The organism is Pseudomonas sp. AC016, assembly GCF_979253365.1.
Genome location: NZ_CEEDCC010000001.1, coordinates 2,451,748 through 2,473,585 on the forward strand (window position 1 = coordinate 2,451,748; position 21,838 = coordinate 2,473,585).

General features: G+C 60.9%; 23 protein-coding genes. 8 read left to right on the top strand and 15 right to left on the bottom strand.

Annotated elements, in window-relative coordinates:
- Positions 1-37: 37 nt before the first annotated feature.
- The 5 genes from AC0IXS_RS10915 (at position 38) to AC0IXS_RS10935 (ending at position 4,739) form a co-directional block, all read left to right on the top strand.
- Positions 38-1,240: a bifunctional cobalt-precorrin-7 (C(5))-methyltransferase/cobalt-precorrin-6B (C(15))-methyltransferase gene (locus AC0IXS_RS10915; protein ID WP_057409109.1), complete on the top strand. Its 1,203-nt coding sequence runs from the start codon at positions 38-40 to the stop codon at positions 1,238-1,240.
- The gene (locus AC0IXS_RS10920) at positions 1,240-2,352 is read left to right on the top strand and encodes a cobalt-precorrin-5B (C(1))-methyltransferase (RefSeq protein ID WP_471824604.1); all 1,113 of its coding nucleotides are present in this window, start codon (positions 1,240-1,242) and stop codon (positions 2,350-2,352) included. Before AC0IXS_RS10915 ends, AC0IXS_RS10920 begins: the two co-directional genes overlap by 1 nt.
- On the top strand, positions 2,349-3,062 hold the full coding sequence (locus AC0IXS_RS10925) for a cobalt-precorrin-6A reductase (RefSeq protein ID WP_057409107.1): 714 nt from the start codon (positions 2,349-2,351) through the stop codon (positions 3,060-3,062). The genes AC0IXS_RS10920 and AC0IXS_RS10925 overlap by 4 nt, the downstream gene beginning before the upstream one ends.
- A 109-nt stretch (positions 3,063-3,171) precedes the next feature.
- On the top strand, positions 3,172-3,327 hold the full coding sequence (arfA, locus tag AC0IXS_RS10930) for an alternative ribosome rescue factor ArfA (protein ID WP_057409106.1): 156 nt from the start codon (positions 3,172-3,174) through the stop codon (positions 3,325-3,327).
- 83 nt (positions 3,328-3,410) lie between these two features.
- Entirely contained in the window at positions 3,411-4,739 is a 1,329-nt protein-coding gene (locus AC0IXS_RS10935) for a lytic murein transglycosylase (RefSeq protein ID WP_004885829.1), read from the top strand.
- 842 nt (positions 4,740-5,581) lie between these two features.
- Here AC0IXS_RS10935 and lipA read toward each other — a convergent pair.
- From lipA to AC0IXS_RS10995, 12 genes are all read right to left on the bottom strand, one after another.
- The gene (lipA, locus tag AC0IXS_RS10940) at positions 5,582-6,589 is read right to left on the bottom strand and encodes a lipoyl synthase (RefSeq protein ID WP_004885832.1); all 1,008 of its coding nucleotides are present in this window, start codon (positions 6,587-6,589) and stop codon (positions 5,582-5,584) included.
- Positions 6,582-7,238 (bottom strand): lipoyl(octanoyl) transferase LipB, encoded by a 657-nt coding sequence (lipB, locus tag AC0IXS_RS10945; RefSeq protein ID WP_057409434.1) that lies wholly within the window; start codon positions 7,236-7,238, stop codon positions 6,582-6,584. The genes lipA and lipB overlap by 8 nt, the downstream gene beginning before the upstream one ends.
- On the bottom strand, positions 7,238-7,513 hold the full coding sequence (locus AC0IXS_RS10950; protein ID WP_004885838.1) for a DUF493 domain-containing protein: 276 nt from the start codon (positions 7,511-7,513) through the stop codon (positions 7,238-7,240). Before AC0IXS_RS10950 ends, lipB begins: the two co-directional genes overlap by 1 nt.
- 94 nt (positions 7,514-7,607) lie before the next feature.
- Positions 7,608-8,768 (bottom strand): D-alanyl-D-alanine carboxypeptidase family protein, encoded by a 1,161-nt coding sequence (locus tag AC0IXS_RS10955; protein WP_122668920.1) that lies wholly within the window; start codon positions 8,766-8,768, stop codon positions 7,608-7,610.
- 243 nt (positions 8,769-9,011) lie between these two features.
- Complete coding sequence (locus tag AC0IXS_RS10960) at positions 9,012-10,037, bottom strand: septal ring lytic transglycosylase RlpA family protein (RefSeq protein ID WP_004885844.1); 1,026 nt, start codon at positions 10,035-10,037, stop codon at positions 9,012-9,014.
- Positions 10,037-11,044, bottom strand: coding sequence for a lytic murein transglycosylase B (mltB, locus tag AC0IXS_RS10965; protein WP_057409432.1), 1,008 nt, complete (start codon positions 11,042-11,044; stop codon positions 10,037-10,039). The genes AC0IXS_RS10960 and mltB overlap by 1 nt, the downstream gene beginning before the upstream one ends.
- A 17-nt stretch (positions 11,045-11,061) precedes the next feature.
- Positions 11,062-12,165, bottom strand: coding sequence for a rod shape-determining protein RodA (gene rodA, locus AC0IXS_RS10970; protein ID WP_050562194.1), 1,104 nt, complete (start codon positions 12,163-12,165; stop codon positions 11,062-11,064).
- A 31-nt stretch (positions 12,166-12,196) separates the two neighbouring features.
- Positions 12,197-14,092, bottom strand: a complete 1,896-nt coding sequence (gene mrdA / locus AC0IXS_RS10975; protein ID WP_096767156.1) for a penicillin-binding protein 2 — start codon at positions 14,090-14,092, stop codon at positions 12,197-12,199.
- Positions 14,093-14,120: 28 nt separating this feature from the next.
- Complete coding sequence (rlmH, locus tag AC0IXS_RS10980) at positions 14,121-14,588, bottom strand: 23S rRNA (pseudouridine(1915)-N(3))-methyltransferase RlmH (RefSeq protein WP_003313894.1); 468 nt, start codon at positions 14,586-14,588, stop codon at positions 14,121-14,123.
- 9 nt (positions 14,589-14,597) lie between these two features.
- Complete coding sequence (rsfS, locus tag AC0IXS_RS10985; RefSeq protein WP_004885856.1) at positions 14,598-14,984, bottom strand: ribosome silencing factor; 387 nt, start codon at positions 14,982-14,984, stop codon at positions 14,598-14,600.
- A gap of 63 nt (positions 14,985-15,047) precedes the next feature.
- The gene (gene nadD, locus AC0IXS_RS10990) at positions 15,048-15,707 is read right to left on the bottom strand and encodes a nicotinate-nucleotide adenylyltransferase (RefSeq protein WP_161627631.1); all 660 of its coding nucleotides are present in this window, start codon (positions 15,705-15,707) and stop codon (positions 15,048-15,050) included.
- Between the two features lie 22 nt (positions 15,708-15,729).
- A complete protein-coding gene (locus tag AC0IXS_RS10995; RefSeq protein ID WP_088234499.1) occupies positions 15,730-16,995 on the bottom strand; it encodes a glutamate-5-semialdehyde dehydrogenase in 1,266 nt (421 codons plus the stop codon).
- A 271-nt stretch (positions 16,996-17,266) separates the two neighbouring features.
- Between AC0IXS_RS10995 and AC0IXS_RS11000 the strand changes: the two genes are divergently transcribed.
- Together AC0IXS_RS11000 and AC0IXS_RS11005 are read left to right on the top strand one after the other, a co-directional pair.
- Complete coding sequence (locus tag AC0IXS_RS11000) at positions 17,267-17,938, top strand: DNA-3-methyladenine glycosylase (RefSeq protein ID WP_122668956.1); 672 nt, start codon at positions 17,267-17,269, stop codon at positions 17,936-17,938.
- Between the two features lie 3 nt (positions 17,939-17,941).
- A complete protein-coding gene (locus AC0IXS_RS11005; protein WP_043305231.1) occupies positions 17,942-19,258 on the top strand; it encodes a bifunctional DedA family/phosphatase PAP2 family protein in 1,317 nt (438 codons plus the stop codon).
- Between the two features lie 214 nt (positions 19,259-19,472).
- On the opposite strand, the gene AC0IXS_RS11010 is transcribed toward AC0IXS_RS11005, so the two are convergent.
- From AC0IXS_RS11010 to AC0IXS_RS11020, 3 genes are read right to left on the bottom strand one after another with little or no spacing between them, the layout of a single operon-like run.
- Entirely contained in the window at positions 19,473-20,063 is a 591-nt protein-coding gene (locus AC0IXS_RS11010; protein WP_004885870.1) for an LON peptidase substrate-binding domain-containing protein, read from the bottom strand.
- Between the two features lie 11 nt (positions 20,064-20,074).
- Positions 20,075-20,785 carry an LrgB family protein gene (locus AC0IXS_RS11015; RefSeq protein WP_170968973.1) on the bottom strand — a complete coding sequence of 237 codons (711 nt, stop codon included), beginning with the start codon at positions 20,783-20,785 and terminating at the stop codon, positions 20,075-20,077.
- Positions 20,786-20,787: 2 nt separating this feature from the next.
- Entirely contained in the window at positions 20,788-21,150 is a 363-nt protein-coding gene (locus AC0IXS_RS11020; RefSeq protein ID WP_057410891.1) for a CidA/LrgA family protein, read from the bottom strand.
- Between the two features lie 204 nt (positions 21,151-21,354).
- Between AC0IXS_RS11020 and AC0IXS_RS11025 the strand changes: the two genes are divergently transcribed.
- Positions 21,355-21,810: a MaoC family dehydratase gene (locus tag AC0IXS_RS11025; protein ID WP_025995547.1), complete on the top strand. Its 456-nt coding sequence runs from the start codon at positions 21,355-21,357 to the stop codon at positions 21,808-21,810.
- Positions 21,811-21,838: the final 28 nt, after the last annotated feature.

Here is a 21,838-nt window from a genome sequence, read left to right on the forward strand (position 1 = left end):
AAGGCGCTCTGTCGGAAGTTCGGATTGAGGGGTGTGCATGTCGCCTTGGCTGACAGTCGTGGGAATCGGAGAAGACGGTTACAAAGGCCTGGGCAGGAACGCCCGGCATGCTCTGCTGCACGCCGATCAGGTGTTCGGCGGGCCGCGCCAGCTGGCCTTGCTGCCGCCCTGCATCCGCGCGGAACGTCGTACATGGCCGAGTCCTTTTTCGCTCAATCCCGTTCTGGAACAGCGCGGCGCCGAAGTCTGCGTGCTGGCCAGCGGTGATCCGATGCTGTTCGGCGTTGGCGCCAGCCTGAGTCGTGTCGTCGCCATCGATGAGATGCGCGTCCTGCCAGCCCCCTCTTCCTATTCACTGGCCGCAGCGCGGCTGGGCTGGCCGTTGCAGGAGGTCGTCACGCTGTCGGTGGTTGCCCGTCCGGTCGCCGCGCTCAATGCCCATATTCATCACGGCGTGCGCCTGCTGGTATTGAGCAACGACGGCAGCAGCCCGGCGATCATTGCCGGTTTGTTGCGTGAGCGCGGTTTCGGCCCCAGCCAAATGACTGTGCTGGAGCACCTGGGCGGCGACGCCGAACGACGTGTCGACGGACTGGCCGGAGAATGGGGCAACCCTGACATTGCGGCGTTGAATCTGGTCGCCATCGACTGCCGCGCCGATGCCAGCGCCACGCGCCTGACGACGCTGGCGGGCTTGCCGGACAGCGCGTTCGAGCATGACGGCCAGTTGACCAAGCGTGACGTCAGGGCAATCACACTGGCGCGTCTGGCCCCGGTGCCGGGCGAACTGTTGTGGGATGTCGGCGCCGGTTGCGGCTCGATAGGCATCGAGTGGATGCGTGCCCACCCGACCTGTCGCACGCTGGCCATCGAGGCTGACGAAGGACGCCAGCAACTGATCGAATTCAATCGCGATGCGCTCGGCGTGCCCGGCCTGCAGTTGGTGCGCGGTACGGCGCCTCAGGCCCTGAGCGGCCTTGAACGGCCGGACGCGATCTTCATCGGCGGCGGCGTGACCCGTACCGGCGTGCTGGACGCCTGTTGGGAGCAACTGCGTTCTGGCGGCAGGCTGGTCGCCAATGCGGTCACGCTGCAAAGCGAAACAGCATTGATGGCCTGGCGCGAGCGTTACGGTGGCGAACTGACCCGCATCCACGTTGCCCACGCGCAGCCATTGGGCGAGTTCGATACCTGGCGTCAGGCCCTGCCGATCACCCTGCTGGATGTGGTCAAGTCCTGATGCGCGACGAGACCGCCGAACAACCCGCACCGCTGCGCAGCGGCCTGACCACGGGGAGCTGCGCGACCGCGACCAGCCTCGCTGCGGCCAGGTTGCTGCTCAGCGGACAGGTGAACGATGCGGTGGAGATCGTGCTGCCCAAGGGCAAGCAGGTGCAGATGCGTCTGGAGTTCTGCCGCTGTGTGGATGATTACGCCGAAGCGGGCACGCTGAAGGATGCAGGCGACGATCCTGATGTCACCCACGGCGCGCTGGTATTCGCCCGTGTCAGGCTCGATTCCGAGCCCGGCGTGCGCTTCATCGCGGGCGCAGGCGTGGGCACGGTGACCCGCCCCGGTCTGGTGCTGGGTGTGGGTGAGCCCGCCATCAATCCTGTGCCACGTCGCATGATGACCGAGCATCTGATGCATCTGGCCGAATCGCTGAGCTATGAAGGGGGATTCGAGGTCACGATCGGGGTCGAGGGTGGTGAAGCACTGGCGCTCAAGACCATGAACCCGCGCCTGGGAATTCTTGGCGGGTTGTCGATTCTGGGCACCAGCGGCATTGTCCGGCCGTTCTCCTGCGCGGCCTATATCGCCTCGATTCATCAAGGCATCGATGTGGCGTTCACCAACGGCTACGTGCACATCGCCGCCTGCACCGGCAATGCCAGCGAAGACACCATGCGCCGGGTCTACAACATTCCAGACATCGCCCTGATCGAAATGGGCGACTTCGTCGGCGCAGTACTCAAGCATCTGCGCAAGGTGCCTGTGACCCGACTCAGCCTGTGCGGCGGCTTCGGCAAGATCAGCAAACTCGCCGCCGGGCACATGGACCTGCACAGCCGTCATTCCAGCATCGACCTGCCACAGCTTGCACGTTGGGCGGCAGATGTCGGGGCCGATGCTGCGTTGCAACAGCAGATACGCGACGCCAACACGAGTCAGCAGGCCCTGGCGATGAGTGCTGCGGTCGGTGTGCCGCTGGGTGACGCCGTCTGCCAGCACGCCCTGAATTTCGTCCGCAGCGTGGTGCCCGCCAGCGTGCAGGTCGAGGTGTTTGCCATTGACCGCCAGGGCGGGATCGTCGGGCAGGCGGGCGTTGCGTCACGTGGAGAAACCGTATGAAACGCATTCTGTTGTTGGGTGGCATCACCGAAGCCCTGGCCATCGCCCGAACCCTGGGGCCAGAGCATATTTACAGTCTGGCGGGCGTTGGCCGGGTGCCGACGGATCTGAAGTGCAAACTGAAAGTCGGTGGTTATGGCGGCGCCGAAGGCATGGCGCAGTACATTCGCGAGCAGAACGTCGACCTTTTGCTGGACGCCACACACCCTTACGCAGCACAAATCAGCCACAACGCTGCGCTCGCGGCGAAAAGCGCGGGCATTCCCTGCTGGGCCTTTCGCCGCACCGCCTGGACAGCCGGCCCCGGTGATGACTGGCGGGAAGTGGCTGACTGGCCGGAACTGGTCGCGGCGCTGGCGCCGTTCGAACGCCCCTTCTTCACCCTGGGTCGCGAGCCGCTGCAGCATCTGGAAGAAATCCCCGAGCATCAGTTCTGGACCCTTCGCGCACTGGACAGCTACCCCGGCAACGAACGCTGCGACGTCATCGGCGCACGCGGTCCCTTCCATCTGGAGGACGAACGACAGCTGTTCGAGCGACGCCGCATCGACGTACTGATCAGCAAGAACAGCGGCAGCGGCTCCACCGAGCCCAAGCTCGACATCGCGCGCGAACGCGGCTTGCCGGTGCTGATCCTGAAACGGCCCGAATTGCCAGCAGTGGATCGGGTGCTGTGGAGTGTGGACGAGGTATTGCAAGCGCTTGGGTAATGACAGGGTTGCGCCAATACGGCCATAGCAGAGTTCTATTGGACACATGCCCTACCCTGTCCGATCATTCCCGGCACATCGCAACACCCTTCCCAAGGAGCACCCTGCCATGAGCAAGCCAAAGCGGCCAAACAAGGCCAAATCCATCATCGCCCAACCGTTGTTCCGCAGCCGACAGGAACAACCCGCCAAGGGCAAAGGCAGCTACCGCCGCGAAGCCTTCCAGCCTAAAAGCTGGGAGGCTTCTTCCGTTATAGCGGCCTGATATCAAGCAACATCTCCGGGGCGCTTTTGGATGCTTGGCCGTGTTATGGTCTGCACCTAACGGTAATACCCTTGGACTCAAGCATGCCTTCTTGTTTTACCCATCGCCCGCAGTTGCGCCAACTCATCGCCGCCTCCAGCCTTATCGCATTGGTAGCCTGCGCAGAAAAACCCACTGCAGCCGATGCCACGCCTCTCCAAGCCGCCAAAGCCCAGACCGCCGCTCCGGCCGTTGCGCCAACACCCGCACTGGTTGTCGATGACTCCCTGACCATTCAGCCCGCCGTCAGCTTCGCCGAATGGCAGGCAGGTTTTCGCGCTCAGGCCCTGAAAGCCGGGATTCGCGCCGACGTCTTTGATCAGGCCTTTGCCGGGGTCACGCCGGACATGAGTGTCGTCAAGGCCGATCGCAGCCAGCCCGAGTTCAGCCGTCCGGTGTGGGAATATCTGGATGGTGCGATTTCTGCCGCTCGTGTGCGTAAAGGTCAGGCACTGCTCTCGCAATACGCTGATGATCTGCAGAAGATCGAGCAGCAGTACGGTGTGGACCGTCAGGCTCTGGTCGCGGTGTGGGGCATGGAGAGTAACTTCGGGCAGTTCCAGGGTTCGCAGTCAGTCATCCGCTCACTGGCAACGCTGGCCTACGAAGGCCGCCGTCCGGGCTTTGCGCAGAGCCAATTGCTCGCCGCACTGGAAATCCTTCAGCATGGCGACATCACACCAGACAGAATGCTGGGCTCCTGGGCTGGCGCGATGGGCCAGACCCAGTTCATTCCGACGACCTACAACACCCACGCCGTTGACTTCGATGGCGACGGCCGCCGCGACATCTGGAACACGCCAGCCGATGCCCTCGCCTCCACTGCGCATTACCTGCAAAGCTCCGGCTGGCAGCGCGGTCAGCCGTGGGGCTTTGAGGTCGTTCTGAGTTCAGGCTTCGACTATGCACTGGCCGACTCGACGACTCGCAAGAGCCTGGCCGAATGGCAGCAATTGGGCCTGAAACAACCTGACGGCTCGGCGATTCCGGTCGCGGCCAGTCAGCAACAGGCAGCGCTGCTGTTGCCAGCCGGTTATCGCGGCCCGGCGTTCCTGGTGCTGGATAACTTCCGCGCGATCCTCAAGTACAACAACTCGACGTCCTACGCGCTGGCGATCAGTCTGCTTTCTGATCGATTCAAGGGCGCAGGCTATGTCGTGGGCAGTTGGCCGCGTGGAGACGTGCCGCTGAGCCGCTCTGAGCGCATCGAGCTGCAAACCCTGCTCTCTGCCCGCCAATACGACGCAGGCGCGCCAGACGGCATCATCGGCGCCAATACGCGCAAGGCCATCCGCAGCGCACAGCAATCCTTCGGCTGGCCCGCCGATGGCTACCCGACGCATGAACTGCTGAACAACCTGCGCAAGCCGTGAGAATGTGACGCAGAGCGTGGGCACGATCACCTTCCCGACACTGATCGTTCCCATGCTCCGCTCATTGTTATACACAAATCCGCCTCCACACTGATCGCGCCCATCGCTCCGCGTGGGCATGCATCCCGTGACGCTCCGCGTCACAAATGGCACAGACTGAAGACTCAGTGAGCCGATCGCATGACGTGGATAACGCTGGAGCTTGTCCACGCATCTGCGCCACATTCAAGAGCGGACGCAGAGCGTCCTGAGCGGCATTCCCACGCAGAGCGTAGGAACGATCAGCGTGATCTCAAGCAAGCCGATCATGCCCATGCTTGTGCTCAGCGTTACACCCGAGTCTTGCTGCGACCACGGACTGTGGGAGGCGCCACAACGTCTTCGACGTAGCGCTGTCGCGCAGCAAACACCGGGCGTCGTGGGAGCGGACTTGTCCGCGAATGCTGCATTTCAGTCGCTGAACCTTCATCGGCCGCACCACCCCTTCGCGGACAAACGGAACGCCGCCCGGTCCGCTCCCACAAAATCCATTTTCTTCAGTGGTTTACAGGTTGTTTGATAAGAGGCGGCTTGCCGGTGATGCTTTTTCTGAAGCGACCTATCAGTGACTGAACTGGCGCCATCGCCGGCAAGCCGCCTCCCACGGGGTATGCATTCAGTCAGTCACTCTCGTTTTGCCCCCCATTTTGCGCGTCTTGCGGACTTGTGTATAACGATGAGTGCTCCGCGTGGGAATGCCTCTCAGGACGCTCCGCGTCCGGGATCGCAGGCCAGCTCAATAATCCAGAGATAAAAAAAGGCCAGGTATCACTACCTGGCCCTTTTTGTCTTGCCGCGTATCGTCAGAGCATCGCTTTGGCGATCTTGGCTTGCTCATCGGCGTGGTACGAAGAACGAACCAGCGGGCCCGATGCTACGTTCTTGAAGCCCATCTTGTAGCCTTCTTCGGCGAACCAGGCGAACACGTCCGGGTGCACGAAGCGTTGGACCGGCAGGTGGTTACGCGAAGGCTGCAGGTACTGACCCAGGGTCAGCATGTCGATGTCATGCTCGCGCATGCGCTGCATGACTTCGATGACTTCCTCGTCGGTCTCGCCCAAACCCAGCATCAGGCCGGACTTGGTCGGCACGTGCGGGACCATCTGCTTGAAGCGTTGCAGCAGTGTCAGCGACCACTGGTAATCCGAACCCGGACGCGCAGCCTTGTACAGGCGCGGCACGGTTTCCAGGTTGTGGTTGAACACATCCGGTGGCTCGGCAGCCGTGATTTCCAGCGCAACGTCCATACGACCGCGGTAGTCCGGCACCAGCGTTTCGAGCTGCACGCCCGGCGAAAGCTTGCGGATTTCGCGGATGCAGTCGGCAAAGTGCTGGGCACCGCCGTCACGCAGGTCATCACGGTCAACCGAGGTGATCACGACATACTTCAAACGCAAGTCGGCAATCGCGACAGCCAGGTTCATCGGCTCATCGGTATCCAGCGCCTTGGGACGACCATGGCCGACGTCGCAGAACGGACAGCGACGGGTGCAGATGTCGCCCATGATCATGAAGGTCGCGGTGCCGCCGGAGAAGCACTCGCCCAGGTTCGGGCAGGACGCCTCTTCGCAGACGCTGTGCAGCTTGTGCTTGCGCAGCAGTTGCTTGATGCGGTCGACTTCCGGTGAAACCGGAATACGTACACGGATCCAGTCAGGCTTTTTCGGCAGATCGACCGTTGGAATGATCTTCACCGGAATGCGCGCAACCTTCTCCGCGCCGCGCAGCTTGACGCCGGCTTCGACTTTCGGACGGGCCACACGCTCGGATACGTCGAGCGCCGGGATCAGGGTTTGCACGGTGTCAGTCATATTCGTTTATTCCGCCCGTTAGGGTCGCCTGCTCAGCGTAGTCGAGGTGTCTGACGAGCTGCGCGCGCAGTCGGGCACTTACCTCGGAAAATTCTATCTGCTCTGCGTGATCGCTCAGCTGGGTCATTGCCAGCCCGGCGTAGCCACAGGGGTTGATCCGGCGGAACGGCTCAAGGTCCATGTCGACGTTCAGCGCCAGACCATGAAACGAGCAACCGTTGCGAATGCGCAAACCCAGCGATGCGATCTTTGCGCCATCCACGTATACGCCCGGTGCATCCGCCTTGGCGGCTGCCGTCACCCCGTAACTGTCCAGCAGGGCGATGAGCGTGTTTTCGATCCGGGTGACCAGATCGCGCACGCCGAAACCGAGACGCCTGACATCCAGCATCAGGTACGCCACCAGTTGACCGGGGCCATGATAAGTCACTTGGCCGCCACGATCGACCTGTACGACAGGAATATTGCCCGGCAACAGCAAATGCTCCGCCTTGCCGGACTGTCCCTGGGTAAAAACAGGAGGATGCTGCACCAGCCAGACTTCGTCCGCCGCGTCTTTGCCGCGGCCATCGGTGAAGCGCTGCATGGCGTGCCAGGCGGTTTCGTAATCGATCAGCCCCAGATCACGAAAGCCCAGAGCGTCACCCATCAGAGCACCATGTGCACGACACCCGTAGCGCGCAGAGCACTATTGATATCGCGCAACTGGTCTTCGCCCGTGGCGACGATATGCAGTTGTACGGTGGTGTACTTGCCGTTGCTGCTCTGACGCTCGGCGAGCGTCTTGATGTCGATCTTGGCATGTCGGCTCAAAACCTCGATCACGGCATCGGTGAAGCCGACGCTGGTGTCGCCGATCACCTTGATCGGGTAGTCAGCGCAGGGGAATTCGATTTTGTGCGACTTGACGTCGGTATCTGTCATGGCAGTAAAGGTCTCACAAGCCGTGACGACGGACACGCGGCCCGCTCAGATCATGAGCAGGCCGCGAGAAGGTCGGCATTGATTACTAATAAGGTCAGTTGAACAAGCCGTAGAAGAACAGGCGGATGCTATCCCACACGCGGCGGAAAATGCCACCTTCCTCGACAGGTTCCAGCGCAATCAGATTAGCGGTGTGAACCACCTTGTCTTCCATCTTCACTTCAACCTTGCCGATCACGTCGCCCTTGGCGATTGGCGCAACCAGTTGCGGGTTCATCGTCATGCTGGCAGACAGTTTCTTCATGTCGCCTTTTGGCATGGTCATGCTCAGATCTTCAGCCAGACCGGCCTTGACCTGACGAACCGTACCTTTCCAGACCGGAGCCTGGGCCAGCTCGGTGCCCTTCTGGTAGAAGTTCTGGGTTTCGAAGAAGCGGAAACCGTAGGTCAGCAGCTTCTGGGTCTCGGCGGCACGAGCCTGCTCGCTGTTGGTACCGAATACCACGGCAATCAGACGCATGCCGTCGCGAACGGCGGAAGACACCATGCAGTAGCCGGCCTCTTCGGTGTGGCCGGTTTTCAGACCGTCAACGGTCTTGTCGCGCCACAGCAGCAGGTTGCGGTTAGGCTGCTTGATGCCGTTCCAGAAGAACTCTTTCTGCGAGTAGATCGCGTAGTGAGCCGGATCTTCATGGATGATCGCACGGGCCAGCTTGGCCATGTCGTGAGCCGACGAGTAGTGATCAGGGTTCGGCAGACCTGTCGGGTTCATGAAGTGGCTGTTGGTCATGCCCAGATCGCCAGCCGTCTTGTTCATCATGTCGGCGAACGCGTCTTCGCTACCGGCGATGTGCTCGGAGATCGCAACGCTGGCGTCGTTACCCGACTGAATGATGATGCCGTGCAGCAGATCGCTGACGGTCACCTGGCTGCCCACCTTGATGAACATCCGCGAACCGCCTGTGCGCCAGGCGTTTTCACTGATGGTCACCGGATCGTTTTCACCGATCTGGCCACGACGGATTTCCAGGGTCGCGATGTACGCTGTCATCAGCTTGGTCAGGCTCGCAGGCGCCAGACGCTGATCGCCATTGTTCTCGACCAGGACGTTGCCACTGGTGGCATCCATCAGCACATACGACTTGGCGGCCAGTTGCGGCGCGGCCGGTGTCATCTGTTCTGCGGCCCAGGCAGCCGGGGTGATTATCAGGGGTACAAGCAGGCACAAACGTTTTGCAAAGGTGGTGATGTTCATCCGTCTCTCGAAAATGCTAATGGGCAAACATGCCCTTGCGGGCAAAGCTGAACAGACCGGCGAAGCGAAAACACTTCGGTACGGCTCGTGGCGCCAGGCTGTAACCCTGGCTGACAAAGTCGTCTGTTCGACACACGACCTCGTGGGCAGTTGCCTGCATCGCCTGCCAAGAGGCAAAGGCGAGAAGCCTGCAACTGCAGCTCGCCCTCCACTACTGCCGGAGGGCGACTGTCATAAAATCCGTTACTGGTCCGATGTCACCACGCTCGGCTGACCGAGGTTGGCCGACCGAACGCTGTCCTGCAACTGCTGGGCTTCACCCGGCGTGCCGACGGGTCCCATCCTGACGCGATAAAGCGTCTGCTGATTGCGTGCTATCGAACTCACGAAAACCGGCGCTCGAACCATCCCGCTCAGCTTCGACCTCAGGAGCTCCGCAGCGTCCGGATTCGCGAAGGCTCCGACCTGGAGAAATAGCCCAGCGGCTTGTCCTGAATCGTTTTTTTTTGCGTCAACCTGTACAGGCACGACGGGAGCAGCGTGTTGCTGAGGTGGCGGTGTGTACTGCTCGACCGTTCCGGTGGAAGTACTCAACGCAGGCGGTGTCGCCTGTGCCACCACTTGCGGCTGATTGAGCATCAGCGGCGCAGGACGGCCGCGCTGTGCCCACCACTCCTGCGGATCGATGCCTTCGACCTTGACCCGCGCGGTACCGCTTTCGGCGTAACCCAGCTTCTTGGCGGCCGCATAGGACAGGTCGATGATTCGATCCGAATAGAACGGACCACGGTCGTTGACCCGCAGAATCACCGTGCGGTTGTTGTCCAGGTTGGTCACTTTGACGTAACTGGGCAGTGGCAGCGTCTTGTGCGCCGCGCTCATGCCGTAAAGGTCGTAAACCTCGCCATTGGCGGTGTTCTGGCCATGAAACTTGGTGCCATACCAGGACGCCGTACCCGAAGCCACGTAGCGCTTGGACTCGCTCATCGGAAAGTAGGTCTTGCCCAGCACGGTATAAGGGTTGGCCTTGTAGGGACCGGTGTGCAGGGTCGGCGTCGCGTCCGGGATGCGTGAAACATCCACGTCCCACCACGGCGCGCCGTCCTTGTGGGCACGGTTGATGTCCAGACCCGGCATCGAGCGCACCACCGCGCCGCCCTTGGGCGACTGCTGCGTGGTACGCGATGGAGACGAGCAACTGGCGACCAACAGGGCCAGCCCTGAGAACGCCAGTAATTTCAATGATGTACGAATCGGCAATGCCCGCATTACTTGACGCCTCGAGCTTGAACCAACGATTCAGACAGCTGATACACGGCCATGGCGTACATCACACTGCGGTTATAACGGGTGATTGCATAAAAATTGTTCAAACCCATCCAGTATTCGGGACCATTGTCGCCGTCGAGGCGAAACGCTGTCACCGGCATGTCGTCGCGCAGCGCATCATGACTCGCCCAGCCCAGCCCTCGCAACTCCCCGACAGACATGACCGGATCGAGGCCAGGGCTCAATCCCTCGTCAACGCGATCACCACGAGCATCTGCACGGCTGACGACCTGCTGTCCGCCCACCCAGCCGTGGCGCTTGAAGTAGCTGGCCACACTGCCAATGGCATCGTCAGGATCGGTCCAGATATTGATGTGGCCGTCGCCGTCGAAATCCACGGCGTAGGCGCGGAAGCTGCTCGGCATGAATTGCGGCAGGCCCATGGCACCGGCGTATGACCCCTTCAGCGTCAACGGATCGACCTGCTGTTCACGCGCCAGCAGCAGAAACTCTCTCAGTTCCTTGCGAAAGAACGGCGCACGAGGCGGATAGTCGAAACCCAGCGTCGACAGTGCATCGATCACACGGTAATTGCCGGTGTTGCGACCGAAGAAGGTTTCAACGCCGATGATCGACACGATGATCTGTGCCGGAACGCCGTATTCCTGCTCGGCACGCGCCAGGGCGGCCTCATGCTGACGCCAGAAATCGACACCGCGGGCAATGCGCGTGTCGGTGATGAACATCGGGCGGTAGTCTTTCCACTGTTTGACGCGCTCGGCAGGACGGGAAATGGCATCGAGGATGGCCTGCTTGCGCTCGACCTCCCGGAACAATCCCATCAGTTGCTCGCCGGCAAAACCGTGATCACGGGTCATCTCGCCGACAAATTCGGCCACTTGAGGCGAGCCATCGTAATCCCCGGCAATGGTTTCCTGCACCGATCCAAGGATGCCCACCAGGCCGACCACCGGAGCATATCGAGCCCAGTTACGCATTGCTTGCATTGAGTTGTTCACCTTAATCAAACCTGAGCGATCCATTTACGATGCGTATGGATCGACATCAAAACCCCAAACGCTGACAGTAGGGTCACGAGCGAAGTTCCGCCGTAACTAATGAAGGGCAGCGGGACACCTACAACCGGCAGCAGGCCACTGACCATACCGATGTTGACGAAAACGTAAACAAAAAACGTCATGGTCAGCGCCCCTGCGAGCAACTTTCCGAATAATGTCTGCGCCTGGGCGGTAATCACCAGCCCGCGACCGATCAGCAGCATATAGATGATCAGCAGCGCACAGATGCCCACCAGACCGAACTCCTCGCCCAGTACCGCGATGATGAAGTCGGTGTGGCTTTCCGGCAGGAAGTCCAGATGCGACTGGGTGCCCAGCAGCCAACCCTTGCCGAATACGCCGCCAGAACCGATGGCCGCCTTGGACTGGATGATGTTCCAGCCGGTGCCCAGCGGGTCGCTTTCCGGGTCGAGGAAGGTCAGGACGCGCTGCTTCTGATAGTCGTGCATGAAGAAAAACCACATCGCCACGGCCGCCGGCACAGCTGCCGCCAGTACGCTGATGATCCAGCGCCAGCGCAAACCGGCCATGAACAGCACGAAGGCACCCGATGCCAGAATGAGCAACGAAGTCCCGAGGTCCGGCTGGCGTACGATCAGAATAAACGGCACGCCGACCAGCGCCAGGCTCACCACCACATGCTTGAGGTGCGGCGGCAATGTCCGCTTGGACAAGTACCAGGCAATGGTCGCCGGCATGATGATTTTGAGGAATTCGGAAGGCTGGAAACGGATGACGCCCGGAATGTTGATCCAGCGCGTCGCGCCCATGGCGTTGTGCCCCATGACGTCCACCACCACCAGCAACAGCACGCCAATCACGTACAGGACCGGCACCCAGCGGGCCATGAACCTGGGTTCCAGTTGGGCGATGATGACCATGGCCACCAGACCGATGCCGAACGAGCTGGCCTGCTTGATCAGCAGGTCCCAGTTCTTGCCGCTCGCCGAATACAGAACGAACAGGCTGCCCGCCGCCAGCGTCAGCAGCAGAATCAGCAACGGACCGTCGATGTGAATGCGCTGCAAAAAAGTGGCGCGGCGGCGCATCACATCTTCGCTGGACAGGATGCGGTCAAAATTACTCTTCACGGGCCGCAGCCTCCAGATTCATGGAATCGGCGTACTCAGGCTTGAGCTGGCCGTTCTCGTCGAGCAGCCAGGCATCCATCACCTGACGAACAACAGGTGCCGCCACGCCGGAGCCGGACTCGCCGTTCTCCACCATCACTGCGACGACGATTTTCGGATTGTCGGCGGGCGCAAAGCCGACGAACAGGGCGTGGTCACGATGCCGCTCCTGAACCTTGGTGCGGTCGTACTTCTCGCCCTGCTTGATCGCAACGACCTGCGCCGTACCGCTCTTGCCGGCGATGCGGTATTGCGCACCGATAGCCGCCTTGCGTGCGGTACCGCGCGCGCCGTGCATCACTTCCTGCATGCCGTGGTTGACCCGGCCCCAGTTGGCCGGGTCGCGCAGGATGATGTCAGGCATCGGGTTCTCGTCCACCGGCGGTTTGCCTTCGATGGTTCTGGCCAGATGCGGCCGGTTCCACACGCCCTTGTTGGCCACCAGCGCAGTGGCCTGTGCCAGTTGCAGCGGCGTGGCCTGCATGTAGCCCTGGCCGATACCGAGAATCAGGGTTTCGCCGGGGAACCAGGCCTGACGGCGAGTGGCTCGCTTCCAGTCACGGGACGGCATCAGGCCTGGGGATTCTTCGAACATGTCCAGGGAGACTTTCTGGCCGATGCCGAACTTGTTCATGTACGTGGAAAGCCGATCGATGCCCAGCTTGTGAGCCAGGTCGTAAAAATAGGTGTCGTTGGAGCGCATGATCGCGGTGTCCAGATCGACCCAGCCGTCACCGGTACGGTTCCAGTTACGGTATTTGTGGTCGTAATTGGGCAGTTGATAGAAACCCGGATCGAACACCCGCGATCCTGGTGTCACGACACCTGCATCAAGACCGGCAATGGCGACCGCAGGCTTGATGGTCGAACCCGGTGGATAGAGCCCGCGCAGGATCCGGTTGAACAGCGGCCGGTCGATGGAATCGCGCAACTCGGCGTAGGCCTTGAAGCTGATGCCGGTCACGAACAGGTTCGGGTCGAAGCTGGGTGCGCTGACCATCGCCAGCACTTCACCGGTTTTCGGGTCCAGCGCCACAACGGCGCCACGACGCCCGCCCAGCGCAGCCTCGGCCGCTTCCTGCAGATTGATGTCCAGGCTCAGGACAATGTCCTTGCCGGGAATCGGATCGGTACGCTTGAGCACCCGCAACACGCGGCCGCGGGCGTTGGTTTCGACTTCCTCGTAACCGACCTGACCATGAAGCTCGGGCTCGTAGAAACGCTCGATGCCGGTCTTGCCGATATGGTGGGTGCCGCTGTAATTGACCGGATCGAGGCTTTTGAGCTCTTTCTCGTTGATGCGGCCCATGTAGCCGACCGAATGCGCGAAATGCGGCCCCTGCGGATAATGCCGGACCAGTTGCGCCACGACCTCGACGCCCGGCAGGCGGAACTGATTGACCGCAATCAGGGCAATCTGCTCTTCCGTCAGCTCGAACAGAATGGGAACGGGCTCAAACGGACGCCGCCCCTGCTTCATGCGTTTTTCGAAAATGATCCGGTCGTCAGGCGTGAGCTGCAGTATCTCGACGATGGTGTCCAGCACTGCGGACCAGTCGCCGGAACGCTCACGCGTAACCGAAAGACTGAAACTGGGCCGGTTGTCCGCCACCACGACGCCGTTGCGGTCATAGATCAAGCCCCGGCTGGGCGGAATCGGCTGAACGTGAACCCGATTGTTTTCCGAAAGCGTCGAGTGGTAGTCGTACTGAATGACCTGCAGAAAATACAGTCGGGCGATCAGCACGCACACCAGCAACACGACCGCCACAGCACCGAACACGACCCTGCCGCGCACCAGGCGTGCGTCTTTCTCATGGTCTTTGAGGCGGATCGGTTGAGACATTTAGGCCGTATTCACAGTAAAAACGATGCTACTTGTGATAAGGGTGCCCGGACAGAACTGTCCAGGCGCGATACATCTGCTCACCGATCAGGATACGCACCAGCGGATGCGGCAAGGTCAGCGGCGACAGCGACCAGCGTTGCTCGCTGCGCGCACAGACTTCCGGCGCAAGCCCCTCGGGACCGCCCACCATCAGATTGACCGTGCGTGCATCCAGACGCCAGCGATCGAGTTCGACCGCCAGCTGTTCGGTGCTCCACGGTTTGCCCTGCACTTCCAGCGTGACAATGCGCTCGCCCGGCTGCACCTTCGCCAGCATCGCTTCGCCTTCCTGACGGATAAAGCGCGCAACGTCGGCGTTCTTGCCACGGGTATTGAGCGGAATTTCCACCAGTTCAAGCGCAAGCTCGGACGGCATCCGCTTGGCATACTCATGCCAACCTTCTTCCACCCACTTGGGCATGCGCGAACCAACGGCGATCAGACGCAAACGCACGATAATGCCTTATTCGTTACCCGGAGTATGGTGCGCAGCGCTGGCAGCGCGGCTTTGCTCGGCACCCTGCCACAGACGTTCCAGGTCATAGAACTGGCGTGCAGCGGCAGTCATCACGTGAACGATAACGTCGCCCAGGTCCAGCAGGACCCAGTCGCTGTCGCCCTTGCCTTCTTCGCTCAGCGGCATGAGGCCGGCAGCCTTGACCTTCTCGCGCACACTGTCTACCAGTGCATTCAGCTGGCGATTGGACGTACCGGTGCAGATCAGCATGTAGTCGGCGATGCTGGTCTTGTCACGGACATCGATGGACAGAATGTCTGCGCCCTTGACGTCTTCCAGTGCGGCGGTTGCCACGGCGACGACTTCTTCACTGCTCATTTTTTGCTTTGTCATATAAAACTCATTCAGCTCGTATGTGTGGGAGCGCCCAAACGCTTATCTGTAAAAAAAGCAGTTTCAGGGCGACCCATCAGTGTTCGGCGCACGGTAAAGCCCGTGCGCATCGATATAGGCCAGTACCGCGTCTGGCACCAGAAAACGTACCGACTTACCGCTGGCCAGCAGTTGACGGATCTGGGTGGCAGACACCGATAAAGGCGTCTGCCAGACGAATGTAATGTTGCCGCCCGGCCCTTTCAGGGCTTTTGGATCGCTGACTGCGCGTGCCGCCAGCAGGTTGCGCATGGCGTCCGGCGACTCGCTGTCCGCGTCCGGGCGTTGCAGCACCACGATATGGCAGTGCTCCAGCAATTCTTCCCACCGATGCCAGGAGGGCAGCCCGCAAAAGGCATCCCAACCCAGCAACAGAAACAACTGGTCCTGAGGCGCGAGTTCGGCGCGCATCGATTCCAGGGTGTCGAGGGTATACGACGGTTTGTCCCGTTTCAGTTCACGGTCATCCACCGTCAGGGGTGACACGCCTTGCACTGCACTGCGGACCATCGCCAGACGATCCTCGGCCGTGACACTCGGCATGTCGCGATGCGGAGGCCTGGCGCTGGGCGTCAGGCGCAACTCATCGAGTTCCAGCAGTTCGGCCACTTCCAGCGCACCGCGCAAATGGCCGATATGAACCGGATCGAACGTGCCCCCAAGCATGCCGATACGTCTGGGCAGCGTTGTCATGGGCTCGCTCAAGTCAGGCTTGTCCGCGCAGCTGACCGTCACCGATCACGATGTACTTCTCGCAGGTCAGCCCTTCCAGGCCGACCGGTCCGCGGGCGTGCAGCTTATCAGTAGAAATGCCGATCTCGGCACCCAACCCGTATTCGAAGCCGTCGGCAAAGCAGGTCGGCGCATTGACCATCACCGAACTCGAGTCGACTTCCGCCATGAACCGGCGCGTCTGACCCTGATGATCGGAAACGATGGCATCGCTGTGATGCGAGCCGTAATGGTTGATGTGCTCGATGGCTTCATCCAGACCAGTGACGACACGAATCGACAGAATCGCCGCCAGATACTCGGTGTGCCAGTCCTCTTCGGTTGCCGCATTGACATCAATCAGCTCGCGGGTGCGCTCGCAACCACGCAACTCGACGCCCTTCTCGCGAAACTGCGCAGCCATGGGCGGCAGAAACTCGGCGGCAACGGTCTGATCGACCAGCAACGTCTCCATCGCGCCGCAGATACCGTAGCGATAGGTCTTGGCGTTGAACGCGATCTTCTGCGCCTTCGCCAGATCGGCATGGGCACTCACGTAAACGTGACAGATACCGTCCAGATGCTTGATGACCGGCACACGGGCGTCACGGCTGACGCGCTCGATCAGGCCCTTGCCGCCACGCGGGACGATGACGTCCACGTATTCGGGCATGGTGATCAGCGCACCCACGGCAGCGCGGTCGGTGGTTTCGACCACTTGCACCACGGCAGCAGGCAGCCCGGCGTCGGCAAGACCACGCTCGATGCAGGCGGCAATCGCGCGATTGGAATGAATGGCTTCTGATCCGCCACGCAGGATGGTCGCGTTACCCGACTTCAGGCACAGACTGGCGGCATCAATGGTCACGTTCGGACGCGACTCATAGATGATGCCTACAACACCCAGCGGCACGCGCATCTTGCCGACCTGAATACCCGACGGCCGATAACTCATGTCACGAATCGCGCCGACCGGGTCCGGCAGACTGGCGACCTGACGCAACCCGACGATCATGCCGTCGATGCGTGCGGGGGTCAGGGCCAGACGTTCCAGCATGGCCGGCTCGAGACCGTTGGCCTGACCGTTGGCCAGGTCCAGCGCATTGGCGGCGGACAGCTCGGCACGGGCTTCGTCCAGAGCGGCAGCAGTGGCCAGCAGGGCGCGGTTTTTCTGCGCGGTGCTGGCACGGCCGATCACTCGCGAAGCTTCGCGGGCGGCGCGACCCAGGCGGGTCATGTAGTCAAGAACGGACTCAGTCATGGTCTCAGTGGTCTTGGCAAAGAGGAAAGCGGCCGATTATAGCTGTCGTGCCGCTCGAACGACAGCGCAGACAGGCGGATGGTCGATAACAGTGCGCACTTTTCTGCAACTGTCGCCATTCGCAACGGTCGAGATGCCGCCATGACGCGCATCAGGCGTGCCTGAGTCCAGTCACTTTCAGAAACAACAAAGTCTGCCGACACGACACATTCAGCTGCAATTCAAGCAGCGCTTGTTATTATCGGCAGCCTCCTATTTCAGTTGCCAGCCTATGCCGACCGCACTTCCCGACAGCTTCTTTCATCGCGACGCCCAGACCCTGGCGCGCGAGCTGCTGGGCAAGGTCATCCGGCACAAGGTCGGCGAGCTGTGGCTGGCGGCGCGCATCATCGAGACCGAAGCCTACTACTGCGCCGAAAAAGGCAGCCACGCCTCGCTGGGCTACACCGAGAAGCGCAAGGCGCTGTTTCTCGAGGGCGGTCACATTTATATGTATTACGCCCGGGGCGGCGACTCATTGAACTTCAGCGCCGAAGGGCCAGGCAATGCGGTGCTGATCAAGTCGGCGTACCCGTGGACCGACTCGGTCAGCGATGAAAACGCGCTGGCGCAGATGCAGTTGAACAACCCTGATGCCAGCGGTGCCATCCGCCCTCCGCAGCGGCTGTGTGCAGGTCAGACACTGCTGTGCAAGGCGCTGGGCCTTAAAGTGCCGATGTGGGACGCAAAGCGTTTCGATCCACAGAGGCTTCTGGTCGAGGATGTCGGCCAGCACCCGACTCGTATCATCCAGACCACACGACTGGGCATTCCCACCGGGCGCGATGAGCACCTGATGTATCGCTTCGTCGATGCCGATTACGCCCGCTTCTGTACCCGAAATCCTCTCAGACGCGGCCAGGTCGAAGGCCGCGACTACTTACTTCTCGATCAAGGAAACTGACCCATGGGCGAACTGCTCAATGGCATGACCGGCTGGCTGACGGCAAACCCTTCGTGGGTCGCCGTCGCGATCTTTGTGGTGGCGTTCATAGAATGCGTCGCGATTGTCGGGATCGTCGTGCCGGGCACGGTCATCATGTTTGCCATTGCCGCGCTGGCCGGCAGCGGCATCCTGCCGTTGAGCGAGGTGTTGCTGCTGGGTTTTCTTGGCGGATTGCTGGGCGACGCCGTGTCGTACTTCATTGGCCGTCGCTTCCATCAGCGAATCCGCCAGTTGCCGGGGTTGCGCACCCATCCTGAATGGATGACGGGCGCGGAATCCTATTTCCACAAATACGGCATCGCCAGCCTGCTGGTAGGACGTTTCATCGGCCCGCTGCGGCCGATGCTGCCCATGATCGCGGGCATGTGCGACATGCCGTTCCCGCGTTTTGCGGCAGTGAGCGTAGTGGCAGCCGCTGGCTGGTCGATTGCCTACCTGATGCCGGGCTGGGCCGCTGGCGCGGCCATCCGGTTGCCGCTGCCGGAAGGCTTCTGGCCAGAGGCCGCTGTAGTCGGTGCAGGTCTGGCACTGCTGATCGGGCTCAGCATTCAAAGCAGCATTCGCCAGAAGCGTTATGCAACCAAAGTGATCTCGCTGACCAGCCTGCTGCTGGTCGCCTCGCTGTTCGTGGGCTGGCCGTACCTGAAGGATTTCGATAACGGACTCATGACGCTGGTGCAGGAGCACCGCAGCGAAACGGCTCAACACATTGTGGTGCTGGTCACTGGACTGGGCGACTTCAGGACTCAGTTGTTTGCTGCCGCGTTGCTGATCATTGTGCTGCTGATCGCCAGACAATGGCGTCATGCAGCGTTCGCGCTGGCGACCACACTGGGCACCGCTATTGCGAATGGCACGTTGAAAGCATTCTTTGCGCGGGCTCGCCCGGAAGTGCTGCTCGATCCGCTCACCACTTACAGCATGCCGAGTGGGCACAGCTCGGCGGCATTCGCGCTGTTCATGACCGTCGCGGTGCTGGCCGGACGTGGCCAGCCGGTGCGGCTGCGCCTGACGTGGTTGCTGGTCTTCGGGATTCCGGCATTGGCGATTGCCCTGTCGCGGGTGTACCTGGGCGTGCATTGGCCGACGGATATCCTGGCAGGCATGCTGCTGGCGTTCTGCATCTGCGCCGCGAGTCTTGCGATCATCCAGCGCAACGAGTCGCTGCCAGCCATGTCACCCAAAGTCTGGTGGCTGATTATCCCGGCCCTGACCGCATTGCTCGGCTCGTTTGCTGTACACGCCCTGTCGCACGGGGTGCTGCGTTATCAGTATTGAGGACTGACGCTGATCGTAACTACGCAGAGCGTGGGCACGATCATTCATACGGCTTCAGGCCCTAACGCTGATCGTTCCTACGCTCCAGCGTGGGAATGCATCTCGGGACGCTCCGCGTCCAACGTGTCACGCCGAAACATCTGCGTGACCGGACGCAATGGAGCGCGCAACGTCAAGGGCGGCATGCCAACGCAGAGCATTGGCACGGCCAGGCTCAGGCCTGCAGATCACCCTGCATCTCATCCAGCAATTCCTGAATGGCATCCAGGCGCTCTTCGGGATCGTCGATTTCCAGAAGTTCGATCTTGTCTTCTTCGGTAAACGGCAGCAGATACGCCAGTTGATTGGACAGCGACTGCTGACCCGTGGCGCTGACGCCCATATTCAGCGACGCAACCATCGGGTGTTCGGCCAGCGCTTCGAGCAGCGCAACCAGATCGGCATCCTCTTCCTGCAACGGGCGCTCTTCGGGCTCGTCCAGCCACTCCACATCTGCCACCAGCAACTGATCGCGCTGCACCTCTGCGGCCACCACGCGGAAGCGTCGTCCGCCGACCACGCGAATGCCCAGCAGGCCATTGTCCTGCTGCTGAAAATCCTGAACCAGCGCTTCGCAGCCGATCAGCGAGTAGCCGCCGGGAGCAGAGCCCGTTTCACTCCCCTGGGTGATGCACACCACACCGAACCCTGCGCCCTGCTTCATGCAGCGGCCGATCATGTCCAGATAGCGTGCCTCGAACAGTTGCAGGTCAAGCACGCAACCCGGAAACAGCACAGCGTTCAATGGAAACAAAGGCAACGTCATAAAAAGCCCCTTTAAACGACCAACGACATCGCCAACGGCAGAAACACTGCCGTCGCAACCCCCATCAGGCTCATCGCCAGTGCAGCGAAAGCCCCTGATTCTTCTCCTTCCTGCAGCGCGACGGAAGTCCCGACCGCATGTGCTGTGAGACCCAGGGCCATGCCTCGGGCAGCTTGATTCTCGACACCCGCCAGCGACAGCAGACCGGGGCCGAAAATGGCACCGAACACGCCGGTAATCAATACGAATACTGCCGCCAGCGCTGCGACGCCACCCATCTGCTCCGCTACCAGCATGGCGATGGGCGAGGTCACCGACTTGGGCGCCATGGTCATCAGAATCATGTGATCAGCGCCGAACAGCAGGCCCAGCCCCACGCAAAGACCCGTGGCAAAAACGCCGCCAATCACCAGCGTAGTCAAGGTCGGCCATAACAATTGCCGAATGCGGCGCAGATTCAGATAAAGCGGCACGGCCAGCGCGACGGTGGCCGGCCCGAGCAGAACCCCGAGTATCTCAGTGCTTTTACGGTATTCGGCGTAGTCCAGACCACACGTCAGCAGAATACCGATCACCACGAGCATCGAGACCAGCACCGGCTGCAGAAACAGCCAGCGGGTTTTCTCGTAGGCGGCCATGGCCAGTTGATAGGCGCCCAGCGTGATGGCGATGCCGAATAGTGGGTGATGGATCACCGAGACCCACGCGCCGTGCCAGTCCAGACTCATGACGGCTCCCGACGGCGGGCCTGACGCTCGATAAGCCTCTGCATCAGCCAGCCGGCGAACGTCAGGGAAATCATCAGCGACAACGACAAGGTGCCGAAAATGGCCCAGAAATCCTGAGCAATGGCGCCCGCGTAGACCATCACGCCCACTGCGGGCGGCACCAGCAACAACGGCAAGTAACGCAACAGACTGCTGGCGGCCACGCTGACGTGTTCACTGACCTCACCGCGCATCATCAGAAACGCCATGAGCAGCACCAGACCGATGATCGGCCCTGGCAGTATTGATAGAAACAAATGGTTGAGCGCTGTCCCCAGTAATTGGAACAGCACCAGCCAGGTCAAACCCCTTAGCAACATGAGCACTCCAGCACACTAGACAGATCCGGCGAATTCTCGGCCGCATTATAAACATGACGCGCCAGTGCCTATGTGCAGGTATTCGTCTGCATGACGTTCCTTGACCAACCTGCAACCCTCTGCTGATCTAGTGGTTCGCCCGCAGGCAATGTCCTACGCGGGCAGCGGCATCACGCTACAACATCACATGACAAGGAGAGTGAAATGCCTTTTGTACCGGTTACAGAGCTCAAGAACTACATCGGCAAGGAACTGGGATGTTCCGACTGGCTGACCATCGATCAGGAACGCATCAACCTGTTCGCCGAGGCGACAGGGGATTTTCAGTTCATCCACGTCGATCCGGTCAAGGCTGCAAACACCCCGTTCGGCGCAACCATCGCTCACGGTTTTCTCACGCTGTCGCTCATCCCCCAACTGATGGGCGATCTGTTGGTACTGCCCGAAGGCATGAAGATGGTGATCAACTACGGACTGGATACCGTGCGCTTCGTTCAGCCGGTGCTGGTCAATTCCCGTGTGCGCCTGAAGGTCGAACTGACCGATGCTACCGAGAAGAAGCCCGGCCAGTGGCTGCTCAAGGCGACCACCACCATGGAGATCGAGGGACAGGAAAAACCGGCGTTTGTCGCCGAGCCGCTGTCGATGTGCTTCGTGTAACCTGTCTGAAAAACGAAACAGTCGTAAC

Coding starts and splice junctions, on each gene's coding strand:
- AC0IXS_RS10915 (WP_057409109.1), top strand. CDS start 38: ATGTCGCCTTGGCTGACAGTCGTGGGAATCGGAGAAGACGGTTACAAA.
- AC0IXS_RS10920 (WP_471824604.1), top strand. CDS start 1,240: ATGCGCGACGAGACCGCCGAACAACCCGCACCGCTGCGCAGCGGCCTG.
- AC0IXS_RS10925 (WP_057409107.1), top strand. CDS start 2,349: ATGAAACGCATTCTGTTGTTGGGTGGCATCACCGAAGCCCTGGCCATC.
- arfA (WP_057409106.1), top strand. CDS start 3,172: ATGAGCAAGCCAAAGCGGCCAAACAAGGCCAAATCCATCATCGCCCAA.
- AC0IXS_RS10935 (WP_004885829.1), top strand. CDS start 3,411: ATGCCTTCTTGTTTTACCCATCGCCCGCAGTTGCGCCAACTCATCGCC.
- lipA (WP_004885832.1), bottom strand. CDS start 6,589: ATGACTGACACCGTGCAAACCCTGATCCCGGCGCTCGACGTATCCGAG.
- lipB (WP_057409434.1), bottom strand. CDS start 7,238: ATGGGTGACGCTCTGGGCTTTCGTGATCTGGGGCTGATCGATTACGAA.
- AC0IXS_RS10950 (WP_004885838.1), bottom strand. CDS start 7,513: ATGACAGATACCGACGTCAAGTCGCACAAAATCGAATTCCCCTGCGCT.
- AC0IXS_RS10955 (WP_122668920.1), bottom strand. CDS start 8,768: ATGAACATCACCACCTTTGCAAAACGTTTGTGCCTGCTTGTACCCCTG.
- AC0IXS_RS10960 (WP_004885844.1), bottom strand. CDS start 10,037: ATGCGGGCATTGCCGATTCGTACATCATTGAAATTACTGGCGTTCTCA.
- mltB (WP_057409432.1), bottom strand. CDS start 11,044: ATGCAAGCAATGCGTAACTGGGCTCGATATGCTCCGGTGGTCGGCCTG.
- rodA (WP_050562194.1), bottom strand. CDS start 12,165: ATGCGCCGCCGCGCCACTTTTTTGCAGCGCATTCACATCGACGGTCCG.
- mrdA (WP_096767156.1), bottom strand. CDS start 14,092: ATGTCTCAACCGATCCGCCTCAAAGACCATGAGAAAGACGCACGCCTG.
- rsfS (WP_004885856.1), bottom strand. CDS start 14,984: ATGACAAAGCAAAAAATGAGCAGTGAAGAAGTCGTCGCCGTGGCAACC.
- AC0IXS_RS10995 (WP_088234499.1), bottom strand. CDS start 16,995: ATGACTGAGTCCGTTCTTGACTACATGACCCGCCTGGGTCGCGCCGCC.
- AC0IXS_RS11000 (WP_122668956.1), top strand. CDS start 17,267: ATGCCGACCGCACTTCCCGACAGCTTCTTTCATCGCGACGCCCAGACC.
- AC0IXS_RS11005 (WP_043305231.1), top strand. CDS start 17,942: ATGGGCGAACTGCTCAATGGCATGACCGGCTGGCTGACGGCAAACCCT.
- AC0IXS_RS11010 (WP_004885870.1), bottom strand. CDS start 20,063: ATGACGTTGCCTTTGTTTCCATTGAACGCTGTGCTGTTTCCGGGTTGC.
- AC0IXS_RS11020 (WP_057410891.1), bottom strand. CDS start 21,150: ATGTTGCTAAGGGGTTTGACCTGGCTGGTGCTGTTCCAATTACTGGGG.
- AC0IXS_RS11025 (WP_025995547.1), top strand. CDS start 21,355: ATGCCTTTTGTACCGGTTACAGAGCTCAAGAACTACATCGGCAAGGAA.